This window comes from Nocardia sp. NPDC056611, from assembly GCF_042792755.1.
GTDB lineage: Bacteria > Actinomycetota > Actinomycetes > Mycobacteriales > Mycobacteriaceae > Nocardia.
Genome location: NZ_JBHTVV010000002.1, coordinates 133,589 through 159,111, shown reverse-complemented (window position 1 = coordinate 159,111; position 25,523 = coordinate 133,589). Strand labels below are relative to the sequence as shown.

The 25,523-nt window shown below is 69.0% G+C and carries 27 protein-coding genes and 1 pseudogene; 14 read left to right on the top strand and 14 right to left on the bottom strand.

All coding sequences use genetic code 11. The features are described 5' to 3' along the window. Positions 1-91 precede the first annotated feature (91 nt). Together ACFRAQ_RS09075 and ACFRAQ_RS09070 are read right to left on the bottom strand one after the other, a co-directional pair. A complete protein-coding gene (locus ACFRAQ_RS09075; protein ID WP_357289539.1) occupies positions 92-313 on the bottom strand; it encodes a DUF397 domain-containing protein in 222 nt (73 codons plus the stop codon). A gap of 225 nt (positions 314-538) precedes the next feature. Next, a complete protein-coding gene (locus tag ACFRAQ_RS09070; protein ID WP_379096405.1) occupies positions 539-1,453 on the bottom strand; it encodes an SGNH/GDSL hydrolase family protein in 915 nt (304 codons plus the stop codon). Positions 1,454-1,566: 113 nt separating this feature from the next. Here ACFRAQ_RS09070 and ACFRAQ_RS09065 point away from each other — a divergent pair, with 113 nt between their 5' ends. Continuing rightward, positions 1,567-1,731: a hypothetical protein gene (locus ACFRAQ_RS09065; protein ID WP_379096402.1), complete on the top strand. Its 165-nt coding sequence runs from the start codon at positions 1,567-1,569 to the stop codon at positions 1,729-1,731. Positions 1,732-1,746: 15 nt separating this feature from the next. Here the strand turns inward: ACFRAQ_RS09065 and ACFRAQ_RS09060 are convergent. From ACFRAQ_RS09060 to ACFRAQ_RS09050, 3 genes and pseudogenes are all read right to left on the bottom strand, one after another. Further along, positions 1,747-3,400, bottom strand: a pseudogene (locus ACFRAQ_RS09060) (AMP-binding protein). Beyond that, the gene (locus ACFRAQ_RS09055) at positions 3,390-4,331 is read right to left on the bottom strand and encodes an SDR family NAD(P)-dependent oxidoreductase (protein ID WP_379096399.1); all 942 of its coding nucleotides are present in this window, start codon (positions 4,329-4,331) and stop codon (positions 3,390-3,392) included. The pseudogene ACFRAQ_RS09060 and the gene ACFRAQ_RS09055 overlap by 11 nt, the downstream one beginning before the upstream one ends. Next, positions 4,328-5,647: a TetR/AcrR family transcriptional regulator gene (locus ACFRAQ_RS09050; protein ID WP_379096396.1), complete on the bottom strand. Its 1,320-nt coding sequence runs from the start codon at positions 5,645-5,647 to the stop codon at positions 4,328-4,330. The genes ACFRAQ_RS09055 and ACFRAQ_RS09050 overlap by 4 nt, the downstream gene beginning before the upstream one ends. 216 nt (positions 5,648-5,863) lie before the next feature. On the opposite strand from ACFRAQ_RS09050, the gene ACFRAQ_RS09045 reads away from it, so the two are divergent. Beyond that, positions 5,864-7,027 (top strand): DUF6236 family protein, encoded by a 1,164-nt coding sequence (locus ACFRAQ_RS09045; RefSeq protein WP_379096393.1) that lies wholly within the window; start codon positions 5,864-5,866, stop codon positions 7,025-7,027. A 4-nt stretch (positions 7,028-7,031) separates the two neighbouring features. Here the strand turns inward: ACFRAQ_RS09045 and ACFRAQ_RS09040 are convergent, their stop codons facing one another. Further along, positions 7,032-8,630, bottom strand: coding sequence for a GMC family oxidoreductase (locus tag ACFRAQ_RS09040; RefSeq protein ID WP_379096390.1), 1,599 nt, complete (start codon positions 8,628-8,630; stop codon positions 7,032-7,034). 352 nt (positions 8,631-8,982) lie between these two features. Here ACFRAQ_RS09040 and ACFRAQ_RS09035 point away from each other — a divergent pair, with 352 nt between their 5' ends. The 5 genes from ACFRAQ_RS09035 (at position 8,983) to ACFRAQ_RS09015 (ending at position 14,504) form a co-directional block, all read left to right on the top strand. Further along, positions 8,983-10,011: a fatty acid desaturase family protein gene (locus ACFRAQ_RS09035; protein WP_379096388.1), complete on the top strand. Its 1,029-nt coding sequence runs from the start codon at positions 8,983-8,985 to the stop codon at positions 10,009-10,011. Positions 10,012-10,160: 149 nt separating this feature from the next. Next, the gene (locus ACFRAQ_RS09030; protein ID WP_379096385.1) at positions 10,161-10,646 is read left to right on the top strand and encodes a hypothetical protein; all 486 of its coding nucleotides are present in this window, start codon (positions 10,161-10,163) and stop codon (positions 10,644-10,646) included. A gap of 79 nt (positions 10,647-10,725) precedes the next feature. Beyond that, entirely contained in the window at positions 10,726-13,428 is a 2,703-nt protein-coding gene (locus ACFRAQ_RS09025) for a LuxR C-terminal-related transcriptional regulator (protein ID WP_379096383.1), read from the top strand. Positions 13,429-13,531: 103 nt separating this feature from the next. Continuing rightward, on the top strand, positions 13,532-13,750 hold the full coding sequence (locus ACFRAQ_RS09020) for a hypothetical protein (protein WP_379096381.1): 219 nt from the start codon (positions 13,532-13,534) through the stop codon (positions 13,748-13,750). An 82-nt stretch (positions 13,751-13,832) separates the two neighbouring features. Next, a complete protein-coding gene (locus ACFRAQ_RS09015; protein WP_379096378.1) occupies positions 13,833-14,504 on the top strand; it encodes an LppP/LprE family lipoprotein in 672 nt (223 codons plus the stop codon). Between the two features lie 15 nt (positions 14,505-14,519). Here the strand turns inward: ACFRAQ_RS09015 and ACFRAQ_RS09010 are convergent, their stop codons facing one another. Then, on the bottom strand, positions 14,520-14,882 hold the full coding sequence (locus ACFRAQ_RS09010) for a hypothetical protein (protein ID WP_379096375.1): 363 nt from the start codon (positions 14,880-14,882) through the stop codon (positions 14,520-14,522). 593 nt (positions 14,883-15,475) lie between these two features. Between ACFRAQ_RS09010 and ACFRAQ_RS09005 the strand changes: the two genes are divergently transcribed. Further along, complete coding sequence (locus ACFRAQ_RS09005; RefSeq protein ID WP_379096372.1) at positions 15,476-16,192, top strand: AraC family transcriptional regulator ligand-binding domain-containing protein; 717 nt, start codon at positions 15,476-15,478, stop codon at positions 16,190-16,192. A 47-nt stretch (positions 16,193-16,239) separates the two neighbouring features. Here the strand turns inward: ACFRAQ_RS09005 and ACFRAQ_RS09000 are convergent, their stop codons facing one another. Next, complete coding sequence (locus ACFRAQ_RS09000; protein WP_379096369.1) at positions 16,240-17,268, bottom strand: AraC family transcriptional regulator ligand-binding domain-containing protein; 1,029 nt, start codon at positions 17,266-17,268, stop codon at positions 16,240-16,242. 172 nt (positions 17,269-17,440) lie between these two features. Next, positions 17,441-17,926: a peptidylprolyl isomerase gene (locus tag ACFRAQ_RS08995; protein ID WP_357097191.1), complete on the bottom strand. Its 486-nt coding sequence runs from the start codon at positions 17,924-17,926 to the stop codon at positions 17,441-17,443. A 105-nt stretch (positions 17,927-18,031) separates the two neighbouring features. On the opposite strand from ACFRAQ_RS08995, the gene ACFRAQ_RS08990 reads away from it, so the two are divergent. Beyond that, positions 18,032-19,048 carry a TIGR03617 family F420-dependent LLM class oxidoreductase gene (locus tag ACFRAQ_RS08990; RefSeq protein ID WP_379096366.1) on the top strand — a complete coding sequence of 339 codons (1,017 nt, stop codon included), beginning with the start codon at positions 18,032-18,034 and terminating at the stop codon, positions 19,046-19,048. A gap of 26 nt (positions 19,049-19,074) precedes the next feature. On the opposite strand, the gene ACFRAQ_RS08985 is transcribed toward ACFRAQ_RS08990, so the two are convergent. Together ACFRAQ_RS08985 and ACFRAQ_RS08980 are read right to left on the bottom strand one after the other, a co-directional pair. Beyond that, positions 19,075-19,638 carry a PadR family transcriptional regulator gene (locus ACFRAQ_RS08985; RefSeq protein ID WP_379096363.1) on the bottom strand — a complete coding sequence of 188 codons (564 nt, stop codon included), beginning with the start codon at positions 19,636-19,638 and terminating at the stop codon, positions 19,075-19,077. A 116-nt stretch (positions 19,639-19,754) separates the two neighbouring features. Then, entirely contained in the window at positions 19,755-20,180 is a 426-nt protein-coding gene (locus ACFRAQ_RS08980) for a hypothetical protein (RefSeq protein WP_379096360.1), read from the bottom strand. A 527-nt stretch (positions 20,181-20,707) separates the two neighbouring features. Between ACFRAQ_RS08980 and ACFRAQ_RS08975 the strand changes: the two genes are divergently transcribed. The 4 genes from ACFRAQ_RS08975 to ACFRAQ_RS08960 are packed head-to-tail and all read left to right on the top strand — an operon-like array spanning position 20,708 to position 22,570. Further along, positions 20,708-20,812: a polyprenyl synthetase family protein gene (locus ACFRAQ_RS08975; protein ID WP_379096357.1), complete on the top strand. Its 105-nt coding sequence runs from the start codon at positions 20,708-20,710 to the stop codon at positions 20,810-20,812. Beyond that, positions 20,812-21,783, top strand: a complete 972-nt coding sequence (gene mvk, locus ACFRAQ_RS08970) for a mevalonate kinase (protein ID WP_379096354.1) — start codon at positions 20,812-20,814, stop codon at positions 21,781-21,783. The genes ACFRAQ_RS08975 and mvk overlap by 1 nt, the downstream gene beginning before the upstream one ends. After that, positions 21,773-21,937, top strand: coding sequence for a hypothetical protein (locus ACFRAQ_RS08965; RefSeq protein ID WP_379096351.1), 165 nt, complete (start codon positions 21,773-21,775; stop codon positions 21,935-21,937). Before mvk ends, ACFRAQ_RS08965 begins: the two co-directional genes overlap by 11 nt. 9 nt (positions 21,938-21,946) lie before the next feature. Next, positions 21,947-22,570: an SMI1/KNR4 family protein gene (locus ACFRAQ_RS08960; RefSeq protein WP_379096349.1), complete on the top strand. Its 624-nt coding sequence runs from the start codon at positions 21,947-21,949 to the stop codon at positions 22,568-22,570. A gap of 28 nt (positions 22,571-22,598) precedes the next feature. Here the strand turns inward: ACFRAQ_RS08960 and ACFRAQ_RS08955 are convergent, their stop codons facing one another. Then, entirely contained in the window at positions 22,599-23,828 is a 1,230-nt protein-coding gene (locus ACFRAQ_RS08955; RefSeq protein ID WP_379096346.1) for an acyl-CoA dehydrogenase family protein, read from the bottom strand. Between the two features lie 132 nt (positions 23,829-23,960). Between ACFRAQ_RS08955 and ACFRAQ_RS08950 the strand changes: the two genes are divergently transcribed. Continuing rightward, entirely contained in the window at positions 23,961-24,644 is a 684-nt protein-coding gene (locus tag ACFRAQ_RS08950) for a GAP family protein (RefSeq protein WP_379096343.1), read from the top strand. A 43-nt stretch (positions 24,645-24,687) separates the two neighbouring features. Here the strand turns inward: ACFRAQ_RS08950 and ACFRAQ_RS08945 are convergent, their stop codons facing one another. Further along, positions 24,688-25,047, bottom strand: coding sequence for a VOC family protein (locus tag ACFRAQ_RS08945; RefSeq protein WP_379096340.1), 360 nt, complete (start codon positions 25,045-25,047; stop codon positions 24,688-24,690). Positions 25,048-25,085: 38 nt separating this feature from the next. Further along, positions 25,086-25,490: a hypothetical protein gene (locus ACFRAQ_RS08940; RefSeq protein WP_379096337.1), complete on the bottom strand. Its 405-nt coding sequence runs from the start codon at positions 25,488-25,490 to the stop codon at positions 25,086-25,088. Positions 25,491-25,523: the final 33 nt, after the last annotated feature.

Below are 25,523 nucleotides of genomic sequence, written 5' to 3'. Positions count from 1 at the left end.
GGACCTCCTGGTTGCGACCCCTACAAACCCCCACCGCCCCCCCGGGGGGGCGGAGTTCCCCCCCCCAATCCGCTCCGACACCACCTTCACGTCAGTCGGCGAAATCGAATTCGCCGGCCCGCACGCCCGACATGAACGCCCGCCATTCGGATTTCGTGAACCACAGCACCGGGCTGTGGCGATCCTTGGAATCGCGCAGTGCGATCTGTCCCTCGTGGTACGCGACCTCGACACAGTCGCCGCCGCCGTAGCTGAAACTGCTCTTGGCGAACCTGGGCCCGCGACGCTCGCCGCGAATCGTCTTGCGGTTCATGGCCTTCATTCCTTCCCCCGGAGGGGCACTCCCCATGCCCCTACTGTTGAATCGCTGACGACAAGCACAGTGCTATCCGAACCACCGGCAGCGCAACTGAATTCATGCCATCTTGCACGCCGACTCATCGAAATGCTCATGACCGCAATTCTACGGCGACCCACCGACAGAAACGGGTGACGCAGGGACCGCGATAACGGCCCGCACCCGCTACAACGCTGTGCCTCAGCCGCGTTCGATCCGCTGCTGCACGGCGGCCGCGAGCGTCGAGTCGCCGCGCGCGGTGGGGTGCCAGGGGAATCCGAGCAAGTCGGTGCGCGGGTCGAAGGCTCCGGCCACCCAGGAGTCCGCGGCGCAGGCGCCGTGCCCGGCGGTGACCGCCCGGGCGTCGAGGAAGTCCACGTTCAGCAGGCGGGCGGCCTCACGCTGGGCGGTGTCGATCCGGTCCAGGAACCCGGTGACCGCGCCGGCCCGGGGCTGCACCACGTCGACGCCGAGGATGCTCGCGCAGGCGGAGTCCTGGCCGGGGGTGTGGATCTCCGGGTATCCCACGAAGATGACGCGTGCGTTCGGGGCGTAGTAGCGGATGTACTCGACCGCTTTGCGGACCCGGTCGGCGTACCCCTGGCCGGTGACGGTCGCGGGGTCGGGGGTGCGGCCTTGCGCCGCAGCATCCGGACCGCAACCGGCGGCGAGGTCGGCCAGGCACGCCATCGACAGGACGACCGGATGGTCGGTCCCCCAGGCGTCGTTCATGCCGAGCTGGATGGTCACGGCCCGGGTCCGCGGCCCGAACGCGCCGTCGGACGCCGCCCGCTTCACCTGATGCACCAGCGCCCAGCCCGAGGTGTCGATGGTGCCGCCCTGACACGAGGTGTCTTCGACGTCATCCGCCGCCAAGCCCATCCGCTGGGTCAGCTGCGTCGGCCACGAGGTGGCCACATGCTTGCAGCCGGGATCCCCGTCCTTGTTCAGCAGATCGAGGATCTCCCCATTGGCGGAGAAGGAATCGCCGATCGTCACGAGGGTTTTGCCGCCGGGCGCCTCCGCCGTGGCTGACGGCGCCACCGCGCCGAGCACCGCCGCGGTGCCGCACACCGTGGCCGCCGCAACCAACCGCAACCGAGCCGAACTCTTCACTACCCGCGTACCTCGATGCCCTTGTGAAAACCGATTGCTTCCAATTCGAAGCCACTGTAACCGCGCGACGATAGCGTCGAGGTTCGATTGCGAATTCGACCGCCGGCGGCGCGATGGGCGGCAACGCCGTGCTGGCCATCGCCGGCGCGGCGGTTCTCGCCGTCGCGTTGCCGAATACGGTGACAACCCGCATTCCGACCGACATCGTGACTCCGTGGATCGCCTCGACCAGTCGTGGGCAGGACAGCAGGCTCGCGCGGTTCGGATCGGCCATGTGATGTCCGATCCGTCGGTCAGCTCGCGGTGCGGTGGGCGTTGCCGTCGAGTTCGCGGCGCAGGACCTTGCCGCTCGGGTTGCGGGGAATCTCGGTGAGCGCCAGGAATTCCTTCGGCACCTTGTAGCGCTCGAGGTGACGGCGGATATGGGCCTTGAGCTCATCCGCGGGCGGTACCTCGTTCCCGGCCGCGGGGACGAGGTAGGCGCGCAGCACCTGCCCGTATTCCGGGTCGGGCACGCCGATCACGACCACGTCGGCGATGGCGGGGTGATCGGCGAGCACGTCCTCGACTTCCTTCGGGTAGACGTTCTCACCGCCGGAGACGATCATGTCGTCGTCGCGGCCGTCGATGTAGAGCCGGCCGTCAGCGTCGAAATGACCCATGTCGCCGGTGTTCACGTAGCCGTCGACGACTTCCTTGGTGGGGGTGGGCGAGTTCGCGTCGGCGACATAGCCGTCGTAGGCGACGCCGCCGCGGGCGAACACGCTACCGGTCTCGCCGACCGCGGCGGCCGTGCGATCCGGCCGCAGCACCCGCACCGCCACCCCGATCGCGGGCCGGCCTGCGGTCTTCGGGGATTCGGCCAGATCCGCGGGCGTCGCCAGCGTCACCACACCCGCCTCGGTCGAGCCGTAGCCGTTGACGAGGATGGGGCCGAAGGCCTCGATGAACGCGGTGATCGTCGCCGGGGCGATGGGTGCCGCACCGGTGACCGCCAAACGCAGTGAGCCGGTGTCGAATTCGCGGCGACGCGAGACGGGGACCGCCATCAGGCGTTGCAGCATCACCGGGACGCCGACGAAGACGGTGGCGCGGTGATGTTCGATATCGGCCAGGGCGTGCAGCGGGTCGAATCGCCTGCGGGTCACGACCGTCCCACCCAAGGCCAATCCGCCGACGAGGATCGCCAGGCCGAAGCCGTGGAAGAAGGGGCGGTGCGGCCACCACCACGTCGCGGGAGCTCAGCCGCGTCACCGACATGGCGGTGGCGGTCATCTCCGCGATCGCCCGTGCCGGCAGGGGACGTGAGACGCCCTTCGCCAGACCGGTGGTTCCCGAGGTCAGCAGCGTGATCTTCACCGGACCGCGGACCGGGGGCGGTGTCAGATGTGTCTGCCGGGCAAGGGAATCCAGCGACAGCCCGGCTTCATCGTCCTGCCAGGCGAGCACCCGCAGACCAGGTGTCTCCGCGACCATGGTCTCGTATTCCTGGTCGTGCACCAGAATGTCGGGGCGATGTCGTTCCAGGACCCGCGCCAACTGCGCCGCGGGCAGGTCGGTATTGAGGAACACCAGCTCGCAACCGAGTTGCGCCCCGGCCAGGGCCGCCTCCACGAAGCCGCGGTGATTGCGGCACAGCACGGCCAGGGTCCGCGCTCGCGGGCGCAGCGCGTGCAGCGTGGCAGCGATGGCCTCGGAGCGGGCTTGCAGCTCGCGGTAACTCACCGCGCCGCGCTCGTCGACGAGCGCGACCCGGTGCGGGTGGCGGGCCGCCGACAACGCCACCACCATGGCCAGCGATGGCCCGAACTGGTGCAGCGACTTGATGATTCGCGCCGCGCCACCGATCCCGACCGGGCGCAGCGCGCCCGACGCCGCCAGCGGGACCAGTGCGTCGCGCCACCGGAATCCCGCCGTGCCGAGCGCTGCCGACGAGCTAGGCGACATGACGGTCCCCCTTCTCGAGGCGCGCCAGCGAGGCCTCGGTGTCACCGAGGTAGCGGTACAGGCGGGTGGTGAGGATCTCGATCGTGGTCCGCAACAGCGACACCAGCACCGCCGAGGGCCTGCCGTAGACGGGGGCGAGGACGCGCGGCTTGCGCACGATCGCCTTGGCCACCACGTAGCCCGCCTCGCGCGCGGACTGCCCGGGCAACGCGGAGATCCACCCGCTGGGGGCGCTCATCCGGGTGAACATGGATCCGGCGTAGAGCGTGGTCAGGGTGACGCCGTCGGGGCGGGCCTCCATGCCGACCGCCCGCATCCAGATGTCGAACGCAGCTTTGGAGGAAAGGTAGAAGCCCCATTTCGGGGCCACCGGGAACATGACGGCGACCGTCGAGACGTTCACGATGTGCCCGGATCCGCGTTCGCGCATGCCGGGCAGCAGGGCCAGGGTCAACCGCATCGGGCCGATGTAGTTGGCGGCGGTGGTGCTGTTGAGATCCTTGGGCCGGTCATAGGACAGGTGGATGGATCGGCGCAGCGATTTGCCCGCATTGTGGACCAGGTAGTCGACGTGGCCGAAGCGCGAGAGGATCTGCGCGGCAAAGGCTTCGATGGACTCCTCGGATGCCAGGTCCAAGGGGATCGCGACGGCGTGGCCGCCGTCGGCCTCGATCTCGGCAACGATGGTCTGCAATTGGTCGAGCGATCGCGCGCCCAGCACCACGGTCGCGCCCGCGGCGGCCAGCATGCGGGAGGTGGCCTCGCCCAGGCCGAAGGACGCGCCGGTGACCACGGCGATCTTGCCCTGCACCTCGCGGCGCAGCCGATTCTGGTTCTTCAGTCCGCGCGGGCCGATGAGCCAGGCGGCGGCGCGGCCGAGCGGTCCGGCGGCGAGCCGGTTGTTGGGTCCGGCGTCCAGTGACGTCGTCATGCGTGAGGCTCCGATTTCCGATCGGCCAGTGGTTGAACCTGTTCGAGCAGTGCGTTGATCGCACGCGAGGACAGGGGTGTGGCGGGGTCCATCGACAGCACGGACTGGGCTGCTGAGAACAGGCCCGCCATCAGCAGTTCCCGCAGTTGGACGCGGGTGAGGGCGCGGTGCCGCAGCCAGTCGGCGACCGCGCCCTCCACGTAGGCGACCCAGCCCGATACCGCGGTGCGAGCCAGTGCGGTGCCGGGGCCGCCGGTGGTCTCCTGCAGCATCGCGGTGATGAGGCGGTCGAAGTGCTGTTCGTGCACGGCGCGCAGTTCCGGGTCGGCGACGCTGGTCGAAAGCGCCAGCGGCGACCCCTGATTCGCCTCGGCGTGGTCGATGTAGAGGTCCAGGCCCTGGATCAGGCGGGGGACGGCGGGGCCCCGCAGCGCCTGTAGGGAATCCCAGAACTCGGTGTACACCGCCTCGGCGGCCGCCAGGTAGAGCCCGCGCTTACCGCCGAAGTGGTAGTTGATCAGGCCGATGGCGGTCCCGGCTCGCTGTGCGATGTCGGTGGTCGACACCTCGTCGAAGCGTTTGGCGCCGAAGACGGCGCGGGCGGTGTCCAGCAGCGCGGCGCGCGATTCATCGCTGCGCGCACTCGTGGGCCTCGACTTTGAAATTCGTTCAGTTGACCTTTCAACCGAGATGCCGTCCCGGCCACCTTGAACATCTTTCAAAGCAGTCGCCGTGCCCGTCGCCTCCAGCAGCGCGGGAATGAGATTCGCGATCAGGTCGACCGAGACGGTCTCATCCATCGCCCGCTGCACGCTCACCCCGTACGCCGCGCTGAACAGCAGCTCACCGGCTCGTGCGGTCCGCTCCGAGCCCGGCCCGCCCAGCAGTGAGGCCAGCAGGTCCGAGATCGCGGACCGCAGCGCCGCCAGATTGGCGGCCAGCTGCGCCCGCAGCCGCGCGTCCCCCCGGCCGGCCAGGCCGAGCTCGAGCTCCAACCGGGTGGATCGCACATCCTCGACCCGCACCCCGGCCCACTCCCGCACCGCGGCGATCCGCTGCGCAGCCGTCCCCGCCCCCGCACTCAATTCCCTGATGCGCGTGAGATTCTCGGCATGAATCAGCTCGACGACCTCGAGGCACAACTCGTACTTGCTCCGGAAGTTGGAGTACACAGCCCCCTTCGAATACCCCGCCGCCTCGGCCACCTGAGCCAGCGACGTCTGGTCCAGCCCGTCGGCAATGAACAGATCCCGGGCCGTCCGCACCAGATCATCGCGCGTCCGCGCCTTGCTCTCGGGTCGACTCATCCGTGCCATGCACCGAAGATACCACCGGTATTCGAATACCGACAGTCTCGGGATTTGGGGCTCGGGTAGCGGCTACAGGTCGTCGAACCAGTCGACGACACGCTCTGGAACCAATCGAGAATCCGACCCTCTGCGCAGCAGGCGATTCGGGAGCAACCTGCCGAACCGACTATGCCGCAACAACATTGCGGCTCCAGCAGATCTCTTGGTGGCATGCTGGAACACGTGTCGACTATCGCCCTGTACTACCCGTGGATGCGCTTCCGGAACGAGAATTGGCTCAAGCTGGCCATTTTGACCTGGGACTCGGTTGGACGGATTCAGCCGCGGCTCACCATGGACGTGGACTCGGAGCTGGTGACGCAGTTGCGGGCGGAGACGGACTTCCTGTTCGGGGTCGAGCCTTCGCGGCGGGAGATCGTGGCTGTCGCGGATGTGTTCCGGGAGATCGTGGAGTTGGGCGGTGACGATCTGCGTAAGCGATTCTCCTGGCAACAGGCCGTCGAGGAGACCTCCGGCGAGCGGGCGGTATCGGGGCCGCGGGCCGACTACCCGGGTCTGAGGTGGGTGTACGCCGGGCAAAGCGGTCCGAAAATGACTCCGCCGCTGCTCAGTTCGTTCGAGGCGGCGGATCTCGCCGTTGTCGTCGACGAGGACGACGCCGTCTATGTCGGGTTGCATCCCGCGCTCGCCCGGATCTATCTCACCGCGCTGGCCGACGTGGTGTCCCGGCACCGCGCGCTGGCCACGGCCACCGACGATGTGGACGCCCACAGCGCCGTCGGCACTCTGGACCGCCTGTACGAACTCCTGCTCGACGAGGACGTGGCCGTTCCCGCGATCGGTGACGTCGAGGGCGCGTACATCCATCTCGCGGTCGAGGCATCCATCCGGCCCGATCATCTCGAGACGGTCCCGCTGGACACCCTGATCTCTTTCCGGGACCGCTACGGCGGTGAGCTGGCGGCCTTCCGGGCGCACGTCGCGTCCCTGTCCGCCGATCTGGGAACGATTGCCGCGATCGAGGACCTGGTCGTCGCCGAGAAGCACTTGCAGAGCGTCTACAACGCCAAGACCAGGCCCCAGCTGGACGAACTCCGCCACGCGCTGCGAGCCCTGGGCGTCGAATCCGGTATCGGGCTGCTCGGAATCAAGGTCGATATCAGTAAGTCCACCGCCGGCACGCTATTCGGGGCCGGTCTCGCCGCCACCGGCTCTCCGGCGGCGATGGCCGGCGGGACCGCGCTCGCGGTCGGGTCCTATGTGGCGGACCGGAGAAAGGCGCGGCGCGCAGCACACCGCGAGTCGCCCGTCTCCTATCTGCTGGCTGTCGACAAGGAGCTGTCGGGGCGGTCGTTGATCGACCGGATGCGGCGGCGCGGTCGATAGCGGCTCAAGCCAGGATGATCGAGGCGGCGTGTTCGCCGATCATCATGGTGGCGGCGTTGGTGTTGCCGCCGACGATGCTGGGCATGATCGAGGCGTCGGCGACGCGGAGGCCCTCGATGCCGCGGACGCGGAGGGTCGGGTCGACTACGGATCGGGCGTCGGTGCCCATCCGGCAGGTGCCTACGGGGTGGTAGACGGTGGTGGCGCGGTTGGGGATCTCGGCGGCGAGGTCGGCTCGGGTGGGGTAGGTGGGGCCGGGGGAGATTTCGGTGTCCACGGCGGGGGTGATGGATGTGGCGGACATGACTTCCCGGGTGAGGTCCATGCCGTAGGCGAGGGTGTCGAGGTCGTTCTGGTCGGCGAGGTAGTTGGGGTCGATGGCGGGGGCGGCGGTGGGGTCTGCCGAGGTCAGGCGGAGGGTGCCGCGGCTGCGGGGGTAGATCATGGTGACCATGATCGTGAGGGATCGGCGGGGGTCGGGGATGTGGCGGGTGGGGGCGTCCTGGTTGGGGCCGGGGTAGCTCCAGGGGAGGACGTGGAGTTGCAGGTCGGGGATGCCGGTGGTGTAGGGGGTGCGCAGGAAGGCGACGGCTTCGAAGACGCTGCGGGCCAGCCAGGTGGTGTTGTTGCGCAACGATTCCCGGACGAAGGCGCGGGCGAAGTAGGCCGGGGAGGAGCGGCGCACGGCGGTGGGCATGGCGAAGGACATGGGGACGAACAGGTGGTCGTGCAGGTTGTCGCCGACGGGAAGGTCCGCGGCGACGTCGATGCCGAAGGCGCGCAAGTGGTCGGCGGGGCCGACGCCGGAGAGCATGAGCAGATGGGGTGAGCCGAAAGCGCCTGCGCTGACGATGATCTCGCGGTCGGCGTGCAGGATCTCGGTGCCGTCGCCGGTACGGTACTCGACGCCGACGGCCCGGCCGTTGTCGATCACGATGCGCAGGACCTGCGTATTCGCCAGCACCGTCAGGGTTTTCGGCCGGTCGTCGAGGTAGCCGACCGAGGTGCTGGAGCGCAGGCCGTTGCTGTTGCTCTGCTGCAGGATCGAGACGCCTTCCTGTTCGGCCCCGTTGTAGTCGGGGTTGAGCGGCAGGTCGGTGGTCTCGGTGAAGGCCCGCATGAACGATTCGGACGCGGGGGTCAGGTCGCGGGCGCGGATCACCTTGATCGGGCCGGAGCCGCCGCGGAACTGGTTGGCGCCGTCCTCGAAGGACTCGAACTTGCGGAAGCTGGGCAGCACGTCCTCGTAGGACCAGCCGGTGTTGCCCTCGGCGGCCCAGTCGTCGAAGTTGCGGCGGTTGCCGCGCACGAACACCATGCCGTTGACGGAACTGGACCCGCCGACCACCTTGCCGTGGGTCTGTGGGATCCTGCGGCCCAGGGCGTGCTTCTGTTCGACGGTGTAGTGCCCCCAGTCGATGAGCTTCTTGAGCTGGGGCACGCTGTGCATCGGGCCGATCATGCCGGGTTTGCGCATGAGCCGGGAGCGGTCGGAGCGGCCCGCCTCGAACAGGGTGACCGTGGCTCCGGTGTCGGCGAGCCGGCGCGCGATGATGGCTCCGGCGCTGCCGGAGCCGATGACGATGTAGTCCGTAGCAGCCATGATCAGCCCTTCCGCCACACAAGTCTCGTCCCGTCCGGGCCGCGAAACTAGAATGTGTTGCGAAAATACTCGAAAGCGACCGCACAGGAACCCGTTTCGGAGCGCGGATCACGGCGACAGTACTGTCACATCCGGATCGGCTCCGGCGCCGAAGACCACCTGGCGGTCGCGAAACCGTCATGCAGTTGTGTCGCCGCCTCGCACGTTCGTTCATCTGATGGTGGCCGCGGCGCGGCACCCTGGTGCCGGGTACGCGGGCCCGCCACGCACCACGACAGCAGGATGTGCAGAACCCTTGGTAATCCTCACGGAACGACGCCGCCCGGCGGAGCGGGAACAGACCCTCGCCCCGGTGACGCCCGCACCCACGCCCGCCCGCGACGGCGACTACCCCTCGCGCGGCAGCGACTACGCGGCCCTGATGCGGCGCGTGCGGCAGGCGGGCCTGCTGGAACGGCGCCTGCGGTACTACGGGTGGAAAACCGGTCTCACCGTTGGCGTTTTCGCGCTGGGCTGGGCGGCGTTCGCGGCGATCGGCGACTCCTGGTGGCAGCTGGGGACGGCGGTGTTCCTGGCGGTCGCGTTCGCGCAGGTCGCTTTCCTCGGGCACGACGCCGGGCACCGGCAGGTCTTCCGGACGCGGCGGGCCAACCATTGGTTCGGCCTGTTCGTCGGCAATCTGGCGACCGGCGTGAGCATCGGCTGGTGGACGAGCAACCACAATCGCCATCACGCGCACCCCAATACCGAGGGTGAGGATCCGGATGTCGGCGGCATCCTGGCTCACTCCGCGGAGCGCGCGGTCACCGGAAAGGGCTGGCGGCGCTTCATCTTCCGCTACCAGGCGTGGCTGTTCTTCCCGATGCTGCTGCTGGAGGCGGGCAGCCTGCACTTTTCGAGTGTGCGCGCGGTCCTGACCTGGCCCATCCGGAACCGGCTCCGCGAGGGCGCGTTCCTGGCCGCGCACGCCGTTCTCTACCTGTCGGCGGTGTTCCTGGTGCTGTCGCCGGTCAAGGCGCTGGTCTTCATCGCCGTGCAGCAGGGCCTGTTCGGCTTCTACATGGGCTTCACGTTCGCCCCGAATCACAAGGGGATGCCGGTCCTCGCCGAGGGCGACACCACCGATTTCCTGCGCCGCCAGGTCCTCACCGCACGCAATGTGAGCGGCGGCGCCCTGGTCGACCTCGCACTGGGCGGCCTCAACTACCAGATCGAGCACCATTTGTTTCCCTCCATGCCGCGTGCCGCCCTGCGCTCGGCCCAGCCGATGGTCCGAGCCTTCTGCGCCGAGCGCGCTATTCCCTATGCCGAAACCACGCTCCTCACCTCCTACGCTCAGGCCCTGGGCCACTTGAACTCCGTCGGCCGTCAGGTGCGTTAGGCACCCGCCACGGACAGAACTGGTCAATTGTCTGAATTCGGTCATGGAACGCGGTTCCGGTTGCGAGAATCCCGGGACGATCGGTTTGCCCGGTCGTAGCACGGTCCGGACGACGGCGTCCGGACCATCGCGATGATCAGGAGTAACCGATGGCAGCGCTCGATCAGATCCCCGATCCGGTGGTGACGGTCGAGTCGGTGTTGATGTTCTGGCTGACTCGCGGCGATACCGTCGCGATACTCGGCGCGACGCGGCTGCGGGACATGCGAACCCAGGTGGACGCGTTGGTTCGGCGGTTCGGTGGCGTGGCGGCGGCCGAGCTGACCCCGGACCGGGTGCGGGCCGCCTACTGGCTCGACCCGGCCACCGATGCGGCCGATCTGGCCGCGGGAGCCGAAAGGGCGCTGCTGCAACTGGCTTTCGCGACCGCGGTCGAATCGCGCTTGATAGCGGCCAATCCCCTACTCGGCCCGCTGGCGCCGGAGTCGGCCGCCTACGCGACCCCGTCCGATCGCGACCAGTTCGACGGTTGGGCCACCCGGCCCCGCGGGGTTCGTTTCGGCTCGGCGAACGCGCCGCGCGGCGGCTATCTCCCACCACGCGGCCGGCTCGCCGCCGCGCTGGCTCGGCAATAGCCCAGGACCAGCGGCGAACACCATGCCCTCGAGCGCCGCCGACACCGAGTAGACAGCGTGGCCATATAGGTTGGGGGACATGCTGTATGGCCGCGCACACGAGGAACAGCGGATCAGCACGCTGCTGAACCGGGCTGTGGACGGTCAGAGCGGCGCGGTGGAGATCGTGGCCGACGCGGGTGGCGGGAAGACAGCGCTGCTGGACCGCGCGGCGGAGCTCACCGGCGGCGACTGGCGGGTACTGCGCTGCGCGGGCGTGGAGGGCGATTCGGAGCTGCCGTTCTCGGGACTGCAGGAGTTGCTGATGGCGGCCGGCGGTCATGTCGACGCCCTGCCGCTGGACGCCCTGCCCGGCCCGCAGGCCGATGCCCTGCGGGCGGTGATCGGGCTGCGGGTCGCGACCGAGCCGATCGACCGCTTCCTGGTCGGCCTGGCGACCCTGTCGCTGCTGGCCGAACTGGCCGAGGGCGGCCCGGTGCTGTGCACGGTCGACGATGTTCAGTGGCTGGATTCCGCTTCGGCGCAGGCACTTCGGTTCGCGGCGCGCCGACTCGGCGCCGAGGGCATCGTGATCCTGTTCGCGAGCCGCGCCGAGGCGGTCCTGCCGGGCGTGCCCGGCCTTCATCTGCCGCCGCTGGACACCGCGGCCTCGGCGCGGCTGCTCGCCGACAACTGGCCGGGGCTGCGCCGCGATATGCGGGAGCGGGTTCTGCGGGAGGCAGCGGGGAATCCGCTGGCGCTGCTGGAGTTTCCGCGAATGGATCTGGACGCGCTGCCGGTCGGGCCGCTGCCACTGCCGCATCGGTTGTCCAGCGGCTATCGGCAGCAGATCGCGGAGCTCTCGCCCGCGTCGCGCACCGCGTTGCTGGCGGCCGCGGCGGAGACGGCCGGTGATCTGCGACTGGTGCTGCGCGTGCTCGACGCCCTCGGCGTCGACCCGGCGGGCATCGCCGAGGCGGAGGCCGCGAGCCTGATCGACGTTACCGCGCAGGCGATTCGGTTCCGCCACCCGCTGGTGCGGGCGGCGGTCTATCACGGTGCGTCCTTCGCCGAGCGCCAGCCGGTGCACGCCGCACTGGCCGCCGCGTCCGACGATGACCCCGATCGCCGCGCCTGGCATCTGGCGGCAGGGACCGTCGGCCCGGACGAGGAGATCGCGGCCTTGCTGGAATCGGCGGCGTTTCGCGCTGTGGACCGAGCCGGTTACTCGGCGGCCGCGGCGGCCGTGGAGCGGGCCGCCGCCCTGACTACCGATCTCGAAAGCCGCAACCGCCGAATACTTCTGGCGATCGAATGGGCCGCCGCCGCGGGCGCCTATCACCGTGCCGCCGAACTGGGCCGGTCGGCCGTCCAGCTGCCGCTGGCTCCGGACGAGCGAGCGCGGCTGGGCTGGGTGAAGGCGCTGATCGCGTACGAGCAGGGCGACCTGCGCGGGTCGCAGGATTCGCTGTTCGCGGCGGCCGAGGAGGTGGCCGCGATCGACCCCGAGCGCGCCGGACCACTGTTCATGGAGGCGGCCCGCTCGTCCTGGGTGCTGGGTGATCCCGCGCCCGCCTACCACGCGCGCGCCCGGCTGGCAGAGCTGCGCCTGCCGCCCGAACAGCGGTCGGCGTTCCTGCGCGCGCTCGACGGAGCACTGAATTTGCATTCCGGCGAGCTCGCCGAGGGCGTCACGCGGATCCGGGCCACCATCGCCGAGAGCCATCGTTCCGACGATCCGGCGCTGATGCTGGCCGCGACCGGGCAGGCCATGCTGATCGGCGATCTCGAGGACGCCCACGCGCTGGCGCAGCGGTTCTCGGACACCGCGCAGTGCCAGGGCCGGGTCGGGCGGTTCTCGACGGGGGCCGTCTACGCCGGTGCGGCGGATCTGATGCTGGGCCGGCTGTGGGAGGCCGAGGAGAAGGTGGCGCACGCCGTGCGGGTGTCCCGGGACATCGGTCAGCTGAGCGAGATCGGCTTCGGCGAAGGCTATCTCGCGCTCATCGCCGGGATTCGCGGGGATGAGCCGCGCTGCCTGGAACTGCTCGATCACCCGCGCCGATCGCACGGGCAGGACAATTTCATCAACTACGTCAACCACGAATGGGCGCGGGCCCTGGTCGATCTCGGGCACGGGCGCTACGAACCGGCGTTGGATCGCCTCGACACCCTGCACCGTATTCCGAACCGGATCCGCGGCCACTGGCTGCACCTGCTGCGCGATCTGGTGGAGGCCGCGGTGCGCGCGCGCCAACCCGAACGGGCGGTCCACGCGGTGGAGGAGATCGAGCGGTGGTCGGCAGCACTGGGTTCGCCTTACGCCGAGTCGATCTCGGTTCGCTGTCAGGCCATGCTGCGCTCCGACGGCGACGCCTACGCGCGGGCGCTGAAACTGCAGGCCGCCGAGGGACTCTGGTACGACCACGCCCGAACGGCGCTCCTCTACGGTGAGTGGCTGCGCCGCGAACGCAGCATCGGCGAGGCCCGGACGCAGCTCCGCGCCGCAGCCGAGACCTTCGATCGGCTCGGTGCGATTCCGTGGGCGGCGCATGCCCGCAACGAATTACGCGCCGCGGGCGATATGGCGCGCCGCCCGGAGACGCCCCTGGCCGTGGAGACTGCCGCGTTGACGCCGCAGGAGCTGCAGGTGGTCCGGCTCGCCGCGGGCGGTGCGACGAACAAGGAGATCGCGGCCAAGCTGTTCATCAGCCCGAAAACCGTCAGCCACCACCTGTATCGGGCTTTTCCCAAGCTCGGCGTCAGCAATCGCGTCGAGCTGGCCCGGCACACGTCCTTGTGACCGGCACGGAGCGCCCTATCGGTAAGAAATAGGGCATTCGTCCGATGGACGCCACGGACCCCGGTTCCTACTGTCGACGATAGGTTGGCGAAAGGGTAGGAACATGATTCGAAAGTCTCTGGTGGTTCTCGCGGCCGGCGTGCTGATCGGCGCGCCCGCGACCGCGACGGCCCAGGCCGCACAGCCCGAATCGGTCGCGGGCGTACAGGACGTGGCGATCAGCACGGGGTCCGCGGGCGCAGACGTGGTGATCAACGGTTTGATCGCGGCGATCTTCGGGCCGAACGAACCAGGCAAGTGCAAGTTCCCGTACTGCTTCTGAGCGATATCGCGGTCGCGGAACAGACGACCGATCGAGGAACCCGGGCCCCGCGGCCCGGGGTTCTCATCTGAAAGGACCACCCGTGAAACGAATCATCGGAATCGCCGCGGCGGCCGCCGCCGTGAGCCTGGCGGTGGCGGGCTGCCAAGACGAAGTGACGACGCCCAGCGGTGGATCGCAGCAACCCGCCACCACCGTCAGCGCGGCGGGATCCGCGCCGGCTACCGTCCCCGCGCACTCGCCGGAGAATCCGCCGCAGTCCCAGGGTAATCCGACACAGTCCCAAGGGAACTCACGACCGCCGGCGGACACCGCGCCCGCCACCGCGGCCAACGGCCGGTGCGTCAGCCTGACGTCGCCGGTGGTCACGCAGGCGCTCGCGACACTCGGCGGCGGCGTGGGCGGGGACGGGTTCTATGCCGAGAGCGGCACCGACGCGGCCGTCGGCTCCTGCCCCGCGCTGCTGTGGGTCCGGGCCGGGACTCCGCACGGCACCGCCAGTTCGCCCTGGCACGTGATGCTGTTCAACCACGACGGCTACCTGGGCACGGCGACCCAACGGTCCACCTCCTACACGAGCGTCGTCGGATCCTCCGATCGCACGGTGCAGGTGCAGTACCGCTGGCTCGCCGGGAACGACGCGAACTGCTGCCCGTCGGGCGGCCCGTCCGTGGTGACGCTCACCCTCGGATCCGACGGGCACAGCGTCACTCCCGACCGCGACTTCCCCGCACAGGCCATCGCGCCCAAGTGAGCCCGGGCCCGCCGATCAGCGCGCGACCGTCCGCAGGTGCAGGCCCTCCGGTTGTAGGCTCCGCAAGCGGCCAATCGGACCGTCGTACCAGTCGTCAATCACGAAAGCCCAGGTGAACCAGCCCGCCAGTGGCTCCAGGCGGTCCTCGCGGACGAAAGGGCAAGTGCGAGCGATGAGTTCGCCGAGCCGGGTGCCCGCCAGCCGCTGCCGCTGCCGGGTGGTCTCGACCGGACGATAGCTGTCCGCCCAGTCCAGGATCAGGCTCTCCAAGCGGTTCGCGTAGCGCGAAACACGCACCGGCAGAGCGAGAATCGGATGCCCCCGGGGCGGCAGGGTATCCAGTTCGGGCACACTGACCGGGATTTCGGGCGCGGACATGACGGCCTCGATTCGAATCGGCTGTGACGCGGCGATTGACACGACTCGACCGCTGCGAAGGTGAATGTGGGGATGCCGCAACAGGTTTCGATACCTATCCGCGGTCGTCTGGGCCGTCCGGCGGGCGTTCATCGATCACCGTGCGATGAAATAACTGTAAGGTTGCCAGAATCTTTTCGCCAGTGCGCTTTCGGTCACGAGACGTTGGTATTGGGACAACTCCGCGTGTCCCGGCGACACCCCGGTGCATCGCGCCGCTCCCCCACCGCGCACCCGCGTTCCTCCCGGCGCTGGTCCCGATGAGATCGATTTCCGGCCCACGGGTGGACCACTTCGGACATCCGTGCGTGCCAGGCCCGCCGACACAGGATGGCGCGATCAGCGAAGCCTTGGCGCAATCGGGGCTGGCCGTGTTGCCCGCGATTCACGAAGCTGGAAGCGGGATCCGGGCGCACCGGCCGCGCCGCGGGTGTACCCGGAGACCTCCCACCGTTCCGCCGCGCCAGGTGCGTCAGCCGGGGCGGCGGTGGCACTCCCGAGGACCAGAGGCAACACCGGTGATCAATCACAGGCCGGCCCAGCGTCGGTATCGCATGCGCCCGATCTTCAGTACCGCACTGCTGGTGGATTTCGCGCTGGGTCGCGGCCTGTCGATCGCATCGATCCTGCGGCACACCGGCATCCGCGACGTGCAGCTCGCCCACCCCGGCACCGAGATCACCTTCACCCAGCACGTGGCGGTGATCCGCAATATCGTGCACGGCATCGGCGACGAGGCGGGTTTCGGCCTGATGGCGGGACTCACCTGCCATCCCCCGCAGATCGGCGCGATCGAGCGCGCGGTGATGAGTCAGCCCACGGTCCGGCAGGCGTTCGAGGTGGCGATCCGGTTCGCGGAGCGGTCCTGCTCGCTCGCCCGCCACACCATCGAAACGCGCGGCGACGAGATCGAGCTGGTGCGTGACGATTCCATGCTGCCCGTCGAAATCCGGCGTTTCGCCCTGGAACACGACATCGGGGCGCTGGTCAGCATGCAGCGCGACGCGGTGCAGATGCGCCGGCCCATCAAGCGGGCCGAGACCACAGTGGCCGCGGATCCGGTCTACGAGGGCATCGCGGTGGTGCTCGGCGTCCGCGACCTCATGTTCGAGGCGCCCCGCACGGCATTGGTGCTCGACCCGCTCCTACTGGATATGCCCATGCCGCAGGCAAATCCGCGCTTCGCGGGCCTGTACGCGGTCCGCGACGACGGCCGAGCGCACCGCCATCCAACCCGCATGCGCTTCGACGACGGCCCCGGGCGGCACTGATCACGGTGTCCGTCACGCTGAACGCCGTGCCGGCCACGCTGGTCGCGTCAGGAGTGTCCCGCCAGTACAGGGCCGTCCGAGACGCGGCGTTCGGCGATGGACTCCCATCGGCGGGCGGCCCGCCGAATCGCCTGTGGGCCCGAATATCCCAGGATTTCGGCCTGTCTGGCGCGGCCCAGTTGCTGCCCGGCGGTGTCGGCGCGGCGTAGTCGTTCCAGTCGTGCGCGGTCGAGTTCCTGCCGCCAGGTGGTGCCCGCCTCGGTCAGTCGGCGCTGTAAGGTGCGGCGGCTCACCATGAGTCGTCGTGCGACGGTGGCGAGCGAGGCGTCGCCGGCGACGAGGGCTTCGGCGAGCGCCTCGGATACCTGATCCACCCAGGCGCTGGCCAGCGGGGGCGGCGGCGGGACGGTGGCGGCGACCTTCTCGAGGATGGCGTGCAGTACCGGGTCCGCGGTGGTGAGCGGTACGTCCATATCGGCGGCGCGGAAGGTGATGGAGTCCTCCGACGCCCCGAACTCGATGGCCCGGGTGCCGACCAAATCGTGCAGATCGGTGTGGTTGCGCGGGGCCCGCTGCCGCAGTCGGACCCGGACCGGGTCGAACGGCCCCGCCGCGACTCGGCGGGCCCGCCCGCGCAGGGAGACGACCGCCCACAGGTGGGTCAGGTCGCGGGCGGTGTCGTCGCCCTCGATGATCTCGAAGCCGAAGGTGACATCACCGTTGTCCTCCGCGGTGCGGGACAGCCGGTGGTTGGTGGTGATATCGCTGATGAACGGCCCGACGGTGGCCAGGCCCTCCCCGATGGTGGCCGAGGTGGAGAACAGGTAGTCGCACAGCCCGCCCGCGCCGAGGGTGAACCGGCAGCCCACCCGGGCGGGGACCAGCGGATCGTCGAGGGCGCGGGCGGCCACGTCCCACAAGCGCGCGTAGGCCGAGCTGGGGACCTGGATATCCCCGTCGCCCATGGACCAGTGCGGGATGCCAGCCTCTCGGAGCAACCAGTCGGTATCCAACCCGTTCGCCGTCAGCTCGGTGATGGCGAACCTGTGCAGGGACAGGCGATACGTGGTCTCCAAGATTCCTCCGGCCGCGCGCACAGGACCACTCGTTGCTTTCGCAGAACGTAGTCACAGACCGCGTGATCCGGGGGCGACATCGGCCGATTGGCCGAAAAACGAACCCTGTCGGCCGCACCGGATTTCGGAGGATTCACCGGGCCGGTTCGTGGCGAACCGACCCGGCGCAGGATCAGTGGTGGTGGTCGTCGTCGCCGTGCGGGTGGCCGTGGGCGAGCTCGTCGGCGGTGGCGTCGCGCACGTCGACCACCTTGACCGCGAAGTTGAGCCGCTGACCGGCCAGGGGGTGGTTGGCGTCGATGATGACCTCGTCGCCGTCGACCTGCTGGACGACCACGATCTGGGATTCGCCGTCCGGGGCCTCGGCGTGGAACTCCATGCCCGGCTCGAGCTCGTCGACGCCCTCGAACATGTCCCGCGGCACGCTGCTGACCAGTTCGGCCAGGTAGTCGCCGTAGCCGTCCTCGGGCTCGACCACGACGGTCAGCTCGTCCCCGGTGCTCTTGCCCTCGAGCGCCTGCTCCAGGCCCGGCACGATGTTGTCCGCGCCGTGCAGGTAGATGAGCGGCTCGTCGCCGACGGAGGTGTCCAGCACCTCGCCGTCGTCGGCCGTCAAGGTGTATTCGATGGAGACGACCTTGTCAGCGGCGATCGACATGGGTGACCCTTTCGCAGAGGAATGCGGACCGCGCAAATGTAACCCGGACCCACCGGTTCGCTACCGTCGGCGTCGACAACACGCGACACCCGAGGAAGACGGCCGATGAGAGTTTTCGCAGCCCTGGATCCGCGCCTGCCCCTGTCGCAGGTGCCCGCGGTGGCGCGCCGGATGGAGGCCCTCGGCTTCGACGGCATCCATATTCCGGAGACGATCCACGACTCCTTCGCGGTGGCGCTGCTGGCCGCCGAACACACCAGCCGCATCACGGTGCGCACGGCGATCACGTTGGCCTTCGTCCGCTCCCCCACCCTGGTCGCCTACAGCGCGTGGGATCTCGCGAGCTTCTCGGGCGGGCGGTTCGAACTGGGGCTGGGCACCCAGATCAAACAGAACATCGAAGACCGGTATGCCATGCCTTGGACCGAACCGGTCGGCCGGATGGGCGAGTACGTCGAGGCCGTGCGGGAACTGTTCGCGGCCTTCGCATCCGGTGAATCGGTCCGCTACGAGGGCGACCACTACCGGCTCACGCGCATGCAGCCCTACTTCAATCCCGGGCCCAGCGAGATGGCCGCCCCTCCGGTGCTGCTGGGCGCGGTCAACACCGGAATGTGCACGCTGGCAGGACGACTCGCCGACGGCGTGATCACCCACTCCACCAACGCCGATCCGGGCTATCTGCGCGACGTGGTGCGACCCGCCCTGATGGCGGGTGCGGTCGAGGGCGCGCGGGCCACGCCCCCGATCTACGCCTCCGCGCCGGTCGCCACCGGTGCGAGTGCCGAGCTGGTGAATCGCGAACGCGAGCGGATGCGCCGCCTGCTCGCGTTCCTCTACTCCACGCCGTCCTACAAACCCACGCTCGTCCGGCTCGGCCTGCCCGAACTATTCGACCGGCTACGGGAACTGACGCGGGCGCAGCGGTGGGACCGGCTGTCGGCGGTGATGACCGATGATGTGCTGGACACCTTGCTCGTCTGCGGCGATTACGCGGCGCTGCCAGGACTCCTGTGGGAGCGTTACGGCGGGCTCGCGGACGGCGTCGTGATGGCGGCTCCCGCCGACGACGGGGCCGACGACCGCCTGCGGAAGGCCATCGAGGAACTCCGGTCGAAGTGAAGCGCACCAGGGCCCGCGCGGAAACCCTACGCGCGGGCCCCGATTCGCCGTTCGATGACAGACAGCGCGAACTCGGCCCACCGAATGTTCTCCTGTTCCAGGGAGATTCCGCGCAATAGCGTCAGATACGGCCCGACCCGGTCGACTTCGGCCAGGTAGGCCTGTTCGCTGCGCCCGTCCAGCATCCGGGTGCGCAGCCGTTCGTAGCGGGCCAGCCGCGCCCGCGACCATTCCTGTTTGGCGGCGACGGCGGCTCGCACCGCCGGGGCGTCCTCGAGTTCCATGGCCTGGACCTTCACCATCATCTCGTCGCGGATGGCGGTGGGTTTGGCCGGCTCGGAAATGAATTCGCGCAACGCGGCCCGTCCGGCGGGGGTGATGGCATGCAAGCGTTTGGTGGGGCGGCGTTCCTGTTCGACGACGCGGGTCTCGATGAGCCCGTCGGCGGCCATCCGCTCGAGTTCCTTGTACAGCTGCTGCGGGGTGGCGACCCAGAAGTTCGCCACGGGGGCGTCGAAACCCTTGGCCAGGTCGTAGCCGGAGGCCTCACCGTCCAGCAGGGCGGCCAGCACCGCGTTTCGTAGCGCCATCAGGTCAGGCTAACTGATCAATTAATTGACTGTGCGCGGCCGATGCAGGCCCGGAGGCTCAGCCGATCCGGGCCCGGAGGCGCGGCCGTGCGCCGCACCCCCGGGTTCGCGGCGCGCTACTTGGCCGAGAGGCTGCTGAGCAGGCCGGCGAGCGGGTTGCTCGCGGACGAGCCGGTGCCGGGGCCGGGGATCGGGGTGCAGTCCACGACGTCCACGGTGATGGTCTTGGTGCTGATGACTTCCTGGGTCGCCTTGAGGGTGTGCGAGCCGACGGTGGTCGGGGTCCAGGAGAAGACGGCCTGGCTGTTGGAGACCTTGGCATTGCCGACCGAGGCGTCGTTGTCGCTGAGGGAGACATCGAACAGGAACGAGGTCGGGGTGACGGCGACGGTCACGGTGGTGGCCTTGTTGAGGCAGACCTTGGCGTCGCTGACGGTGATCGAGTTGACCAACGCGCTGGCGTTGGGGGCGGTCAGCGCGGCGACGGCGGCCGCTGCGCCGATGGCCGTCGCGCCGATGCCGGCACGGTGGGAATTCTTCATGAAAGTGTGCTCCTCACTTGTCGCCCACAACTGCGTGAGCGATGAGAAACGATAGTGCTTCACTGCCGCTGACGAGGCGATTTCCACGCATCCCCGGGATCGTCGACCGACCCGCCGAGGCGAATTATGCGCGCGGAGCATTCTTCTCATGCGTAACCGTGCGTAGCGGTTGGTTTGCTACGCCCCTAGCTTGAAGTCCATCTCGCTCCACCCCGCTCGTGCTCACCCGGCCCCGGCAGGAGTTCGTAGATGGACACTTCGGTTCACCGCCCGACCGATTCCGGCCACCGTGCCGCCGATTTGTCGGCCCGCACTCAGCACACCTGCGATCCGGTGCTGCGCGAGGCGGTGAGCCGGCTCCCCGAACCGCTGCACGCCATGATCGGCTACCGCTTCGGCTGGCGGGACCGCGACGGGCAGCCCGGCCGCTTCCGGGCGGGAAAGTCCTTGCAAGCGGCCCTGACTCTGTGTGCCGCGCAGGCCTGCGGCGCGCGGGACCTGGATGCGGCGCTGCCCGGGCGGCGGCGGTGGAGCTGGTCCACAACTTCACCCTCATCCACGACGACATCATCGACGACGACGGCACCCGCCGCGGCCGCGACGCCCACGCCGCCACCCATCGGGAACTCTGATGGCGGTCGTACCTGCCCGCCACCGGGTCGGTGACGGCAGCGCCCACGCGAAAGTCATCCTGATCGGTGAACACACGGTGGCGCACGGCAGTGCTGCCGTCGCACTGCCGATGCCCGCCATGACCGCGCACGCACGAGCCGCACACGCGTCGAACTCCGCTGCCGCGCGGCTGGTTCCGGAAGGGCGGCCCGGAGTTCTCCGCATCGGCGGTCCCGGCTTCCGCCCCGGCACCGGTCCGGAGCTCGCCGTCGTCGCGGCCCTGCGGCGCTGGAAGATCACGGGCACGCCGCTCACCGTGCGCACGGACACCCGTATACCCGTGGCGCGCGGCCTGGGCTCGAGTGCGGCCGTGACCGCGGCGGCCGTCCACGCCACCGCCGCATTGGTCGAACAATCGCTCAGCGACACGGATCTGGCCGCCTTCGTCCAAGTCGGTGAGCAGCACTCCCACGGGCGGCCCAGCGGCGTCGACGCGGCGGCCGCGGTCTCACGCGGCCCCATTCAATTCCGAGCAGGCGTCCATGCGCCCATCCCGATCGCTGGGCGGGCCCTGCTGCTGGTCGCGGACACCGGTGTCGGCGCGGGCCCCCGAGAGGCGGTCGGCATCGCCTCGGCGCGGCTGACCGGACAGAGCGGGCTGCAGCTGCTCCGGTCGGCAGAGCAGCTGACCGAGAACGCCATTACCCAACTGGCACAGGGTGATTGGACGGCAGTCGGGCGGTCGCTCACCGCGTTCCACGAACTCCTCGCGAATCTCGGCGTCAGCAGCCACATCCTCGACCGGGGCGTCGCGGCCGCGCTGGAGGCGGGCGCACTGGGCGCGAAGCTGACCGGCGGCGGTCTCGGTGGATGCCTGCTCGCCCTCACCGATCACCCGGACACGGCGACCGGTATTCGCGAGCGGCTCCACCATAGCGGCGCCCGCCACGTGTGGACCCTTCCGATCGAAGGAGCCCGAAATGACCACTGAAACAAGCACTCTCGACACAAACCCGGGCCTGGACACCTCGGGGCGCCGCGTATGCATCCCGGCTGGACCGTCGACGACGTCCTGCACCGGCCGTGGTCCGGGCCCCGATTTCGACTTCCACACCAGAGTGCCCCGCTACCAGGCGATCTCGTAGGAGTACCGCGTGCCGTCACTCGATACGGGGTCTGCGTTCTCCAGAATCCTGGGCTGGATGGAGGCCGGTTCCCTGGGCATTCGGGAGCACTTCCGCCCGCCCGCGTCCCGGGCGGCGCTGGCGAATTATCGCGCGGCTTTCGGGCTGCCGCTGCCGGATTCGCTGGTCGCCATGCTGTCGGTCGCGGACGGTACCGACGACGTCGGCGACTTCTTCCTGCACCGGCTGCTGGGGGTCGAGGAGATCATCGCGATCCAGACGGTGCAGGAGCGCACGGCCGAGTCCTTCCGCCGCGCGGGCGTCGACTGCGACCGCTGGGTGCACTGCCCCGAACCGGGCCCGGTGTCGCGGAAGTTCTGGAAGCCCGGGTGGGTGCCGTTCACCGCGGACGACGGCGACTGCGGTTTCGCGGTGGACACCAGCCCCGGGCCGTTCGGCACCGCGGGCCAGGTCATCACCTACGGACCCGACCCGGCCGTGCGCGCGGTGATCGCGCCGTCGCTGGCCGGGTTCTTCGAATTGATCAGCGCGCGACTGGATCTCGGGTCGGCGCTGGTGGACCCGCACACCGGTGCGGTGTCGCTGTGCACGCCCGCGGGCAGCGCCAACCTCATCGAGACACTGATGGGGTGAGCCCGCGAGCGTGCCGCTCGGCGACGGCCTAGCCGGCGAGCAGACCCTTGGCGATGTGGGTCACCTGGATCTCGTTGCTGCCCGCGTAGATCATCAGCGACTTGGCGTCACGGGCGAGCTGCTCGACCTTGTACTCGGCCATGTAGCCGTTGCCGCCGAACAGCTGCACCGCCTCCATGGCGACCTCGGTGGCCGCGCGCGAGGAGTACAGCTTCATCGCCGACGCCTCGGCCAGGGACACCTTCTCCCCCGCCGCGGTGCGCTCGATGGCGTTGAACACCATGTTCTGCACATTGATCCGCGCGATCTCCATCTCGGCCAGCTTGAGCTGGATGAGCTGGAACTGCGCGATCTCCTTGCCCCACAGCTTGCGCGACTTCGCGTAGTCGATGCTGAGCCGGTGGCATTCGTTGATGATGCCCAGCGCCAGCGACGCGATGCCGATCCGCTCGGCCGCGAACGACTCCTTGGCGCTGTCCTTGCCGTCGCCCTTGGCCGGGGTCTCGGTCTCGCCGAGCAGGCGGTCCGGGGTGATGCGGACATTGTTGAAGAACATCTCACCGGTCGGCGAGGAGTTCATGCCCATCTTCTTGAACGGCTTGCTCTGCGTGAAGCCCTCCATGCCCTTGTCGAGCACGAAGGTCAGCACCTTGCGGTCCCGCTTGTCGACGCCGTCGCCCTCGTCCAGCTTGGCGTAGACGACGGTGACGTCGGCGTACGGGCCGTTGGTGATGAAGGTCTTCTGACCGTTGAGGATGTAGTCCTCGCCGTCACGCCGCACGTACGACTTCATGCCGCCGAACGCGTCCGACCCGGAGTCGGGCTCGGTGATCGCCCACGCGCCGACCTTCTCGAACGTGACCAGCTCCGGCAGCCACCGCTTCTTCTGCGCCAGCGTGCCGCGGCTGCGGATGGTGCCCACGGTCAGCCCCAGGCTCACGCCCATCGAGGCCACCAGACCCAGGCTGATCCCCGCCAGCTCGCTATTGAGGATCACCCCCATGCTGCCCGACCCGCTGAACCCGCCACCCGACTTGCCGGGCTTACCGGTGTTCCCGCCCTCTTCCTTCGCGAACGCCTTCTCCAGCCCTTCCTTCGCCAGCTCGTCCAGCCCGAAGGTGGCATACAGCTTGCGAATGATGTCGAAAGGCGGCAGCGCCCCACTCTCCAGCTGCTCGACGTTGGGCTTGATCTCCTTGTCGATGAACCCACGCAGCGCGTCGCGGAACATCAGGTCTTCGTCGGACCACTGGTACATGTAGTGAACTCCCGAGGGCTCGCGGAACGGTTACCCCCGAATATAGAACACGTTCTACTTCGACTGAACGCCGCACGTGAGCTCATCGGGGCGATCCGGGTGAGGTGGCCGGTCTGTATGGTCGGTTGGGTCATGCTGATCTTCCTACTGGCGCTCGCGGGGTTCGCCTTCCTCGATTCCCTGCACGTGTTGAACATAGGGATCACCGCCGCGGTGGTCGTCGACAGCCGGCTGGGCCGTCGCTCACCGGTTCCCGGGGCTTTGAGCTTCATCGCAGGACTCTTCGCTGTCACAACAGCATTCGGGATCTGCACCGTATTGGGGCTCGGCTTCCTGACAGACCTCATCCACTTCGACATCACGCCGACCATTCGCTATTGGGCCGAACTCGTCATCGGTGCGCTCCTGCTGATCCTCGGCGCACTTCGACTACCGAGCCACACGGCCAACGAAATCCCGCCCTGGGCCATCGAGGCCAGACGCCGACCGCTACTCCTGGGCTTGATCGGAGCCGCGATCGGCCTCGCCCAGGCGCCAACCGCAGTCCCCTACCTGGCCGCACTGGCGATGCTCTCGATCCGAGAACCACGACCGACCCTGTGGCCCCTGATCGTGGCCGCCTACTGCCTCATCGCCCTGGTACCACCCCTCCTGGTGCTGTTCGCCGCGACCCGCCGCTCAGCCCGCGTACAGCGGTTCTACCGCGGTTTCGTCCGCGCCCTGACCCGATTCGGTCCCTTGTCGATTCGAGTCCTCTTCGCGCTCTTCGGCGCCGCGCTCGTCGTGGACGCACTTCGGAACTACTCGTCCTTGTAGGGTCCACTCCGGATCGCGCCGAAGATCCGCGCGGTCACGCCACTCATGCTGCCGCGATCTCGATGACGAAGATCGAGTTGCCGTCCGGATCGACGAACGGAGCTTTGCGACCGGCCGCACCGTCCGGCCCGACAAGAATGAACGGGCCCGGATCGACACCGCGTGAGCCGATTTCGGTCACGGCGGTCTCCAGGTCGGGGACGGCGATGTTCACCAGCGCCCGGCCGGCGCGCTCGGGGTCGACCACGATGTAGACGAAGACGGTGTCGCCCAGCTGCCACATCGCTTCGATCCCGGGCGTCACCACGACATCGGCGGCTCGACCGAACAGGCGGGTGTACCAGTGGTCGGCTGCCGCGAAATCCGTGACCGCCAGGCCGAAGAACAAGGCGTTCGTGTTCATGACTCGACCAATCAGCATCGGAGGGGCCGAACAGTGCGTCAGTCGATCGCGGTCTCGTGGACGGAGTGCCACCGGTAGCCGTCCGGTTCGGCGGTCAGCACCGCGGTCACCCGGCGGGCGGCGCTGCCGGTCCGGCTGTGGTGGACTTCGAGGAAGCGAACGACGACCATCCCGCCCGCTCGGTTCAGCTCGACAACCTCGTCGATCTCGATCCGCAGACCAGGCACCGCATTCCGCGCCGTGCGCAGGCCCGCGAGGAGCGCCTCGCGCGCAACCACCGACCCGTCGGTACTCACCATGGTGAACCCCGCATCCTGCGCGCCGGCGAAGCGTTCGAACACCTCGAGTTCCGCCTCCCTACCCAACCAGGCCGCGAGATCGTCGTGCAGGTTCTGAATCGCGAGGCCGAGGTCCACGGTGCTGACTGCGCTGTCGTCGCTCACACCAGCGATCGTACGGACGGCGCGCCGTCACCG

Excerpts from the sequence above, each read along its gene's own strand:
- ACFRAQ_RS09075 (WP_357289539.1), bottom strand. The coding sequence starts at position 313 with ATGAACCGCAAGACGATTCGCGGCGAGCGTCGCGGGCCCAGGTTCGCC.
- ACFRAQ_RS09065 (WP_379096402.1), top strand. The coding sequence starts at position 1,567 with ATGGGCGGCAACGCCGTGCTGGCCATCGCCGGCGCGGCGGTTCTCGCC.
- ACFRAQ_RS09055 (WP_379096399.1), bottom strand. The coding sequence starts at position 4,331 with ATGACGACGTCACTGGACGCCGGACCCAACAACCGGCTCGCCGCCGGA.
- ACFRAQ_RS09050 (WP_379096396.1), bottom strand. The coding sequence starts at position 5,647 with ATGGCACGGATGAGTCGACCCGAGAGCAAGGCGCGGACGCGCGATGAT.
- ACFRAQ_RS09040 (WP_379096390.1), bottom strand. The coding sequence starts at position 8,630 with ATGGCTGCTACGGACTACATCGTCATCGGCTCCGGCAGCGCCGGAGCC.
- ACFRAQ_RS09030 (WP_379096385.1), top strand. The coding sequence starts at position 10,161 with ATGGCAGCGCTCGATCAGATCCCCGATCCGGTGGTGACGGTCGAGTCG.
- ACFRAQ_RS09025 (WP_379096383.1), top strand. The coding sequence starts at position 10,726 with ATGCTGTATGGCCGCGCACACGAGGAACAGCGGATCAGCACGCTGCTG.
- ACFRAQ_RS09020 (WP_379096381.1), top strand. The coding sequence starts at position 13,532 with ATGATTCGAAAGTCTCTGGTGGTTCTCGCGGCCGGCGTGCTGATCGGC.
- ACFRAQ_RS09010 (WP_379096375.1), bottom strand. The coding sequence starts at position 14,882 with ATGTCCGCGCCCGAAATCCCGGTCAGTGTGCCCGAACTGGATACCCTG.
- ACFRAQ_RS09005 (WP_379096372.1), top strand. The coding sequence starts at position 15,476 with ATGCGCCCGATCTTCAGTACCGCACTGCTGGTGGATTTCGCGCTGGGT.
- ACFRAQ_RS08995 (WP_357097191.1), bottom strand. The coding sequence starts at position 17,926 with ATGTCGATCGCCGCTGACAAGGTCGTCTCCATCGAATACACCTTGACG.
- ACFRAQ_RS08990 (WP_379096366.1), top strand. The coding sequence starts at position 18,032 with ATGAGAGTTTTCGCAGCCCTGGATCCGCGCCTGCCCCTGTCGCAGGTG.
- ACFRAQ_RS08985 (WP_379096363.1), bottom strand. The coding sequence starts at position 19,638 with ATGGCGCTACGAAACGCGGTGCTGGCCGCCCTGCTGGACGGTGAGGCC.
- ACFRAQ_RS08980 (WP_379096360.1), bottom strand. The coding sequence starts at position 20,180 with ATGAAGAATTCCCACCGTGCCGGCATCGGCGCGACGGCCATCGGCGCA.
- mvk (WP_379096354.1), top strand. The coding sequence starts at position 20,812 with ATGGCGGTCGTACCTGCCCGCCACCGGGTCGGTGACGGCAGCGCCCAC.
- ACFRAQ_RS08965 (WP_379096351.1), top strand. The coding sequence starts at position 21,773 with ATGACCACTGAAACAAGCACTCTCGACACAAACCCGGGCCTGGACACC.
- ACFRAQ_RS08955 (WP_379096346.1), bottom strand. The coding sequence starts at position 23,828 with ATGTACCAGTGGTCCGACGAAGACCTGATGTTCCGCGACGCGCTGCGT.
- ACFRAQ_RS08950 (WP_379096343.1), top strand. The coding sequence starts at position 23,961 with ATGCTGATCTTCCTACTGGCGCTCGCGGGGTTCGCCTTCCTCGATTCC.
- ACFRAQ_RS08945 (WP_379096340.1), bottom strand. The coding sequence starts at position 25,047 with ATGAACACGAACGCCTTGTTCTTCGGCCTGGCGGTCACGGATTTCGCG.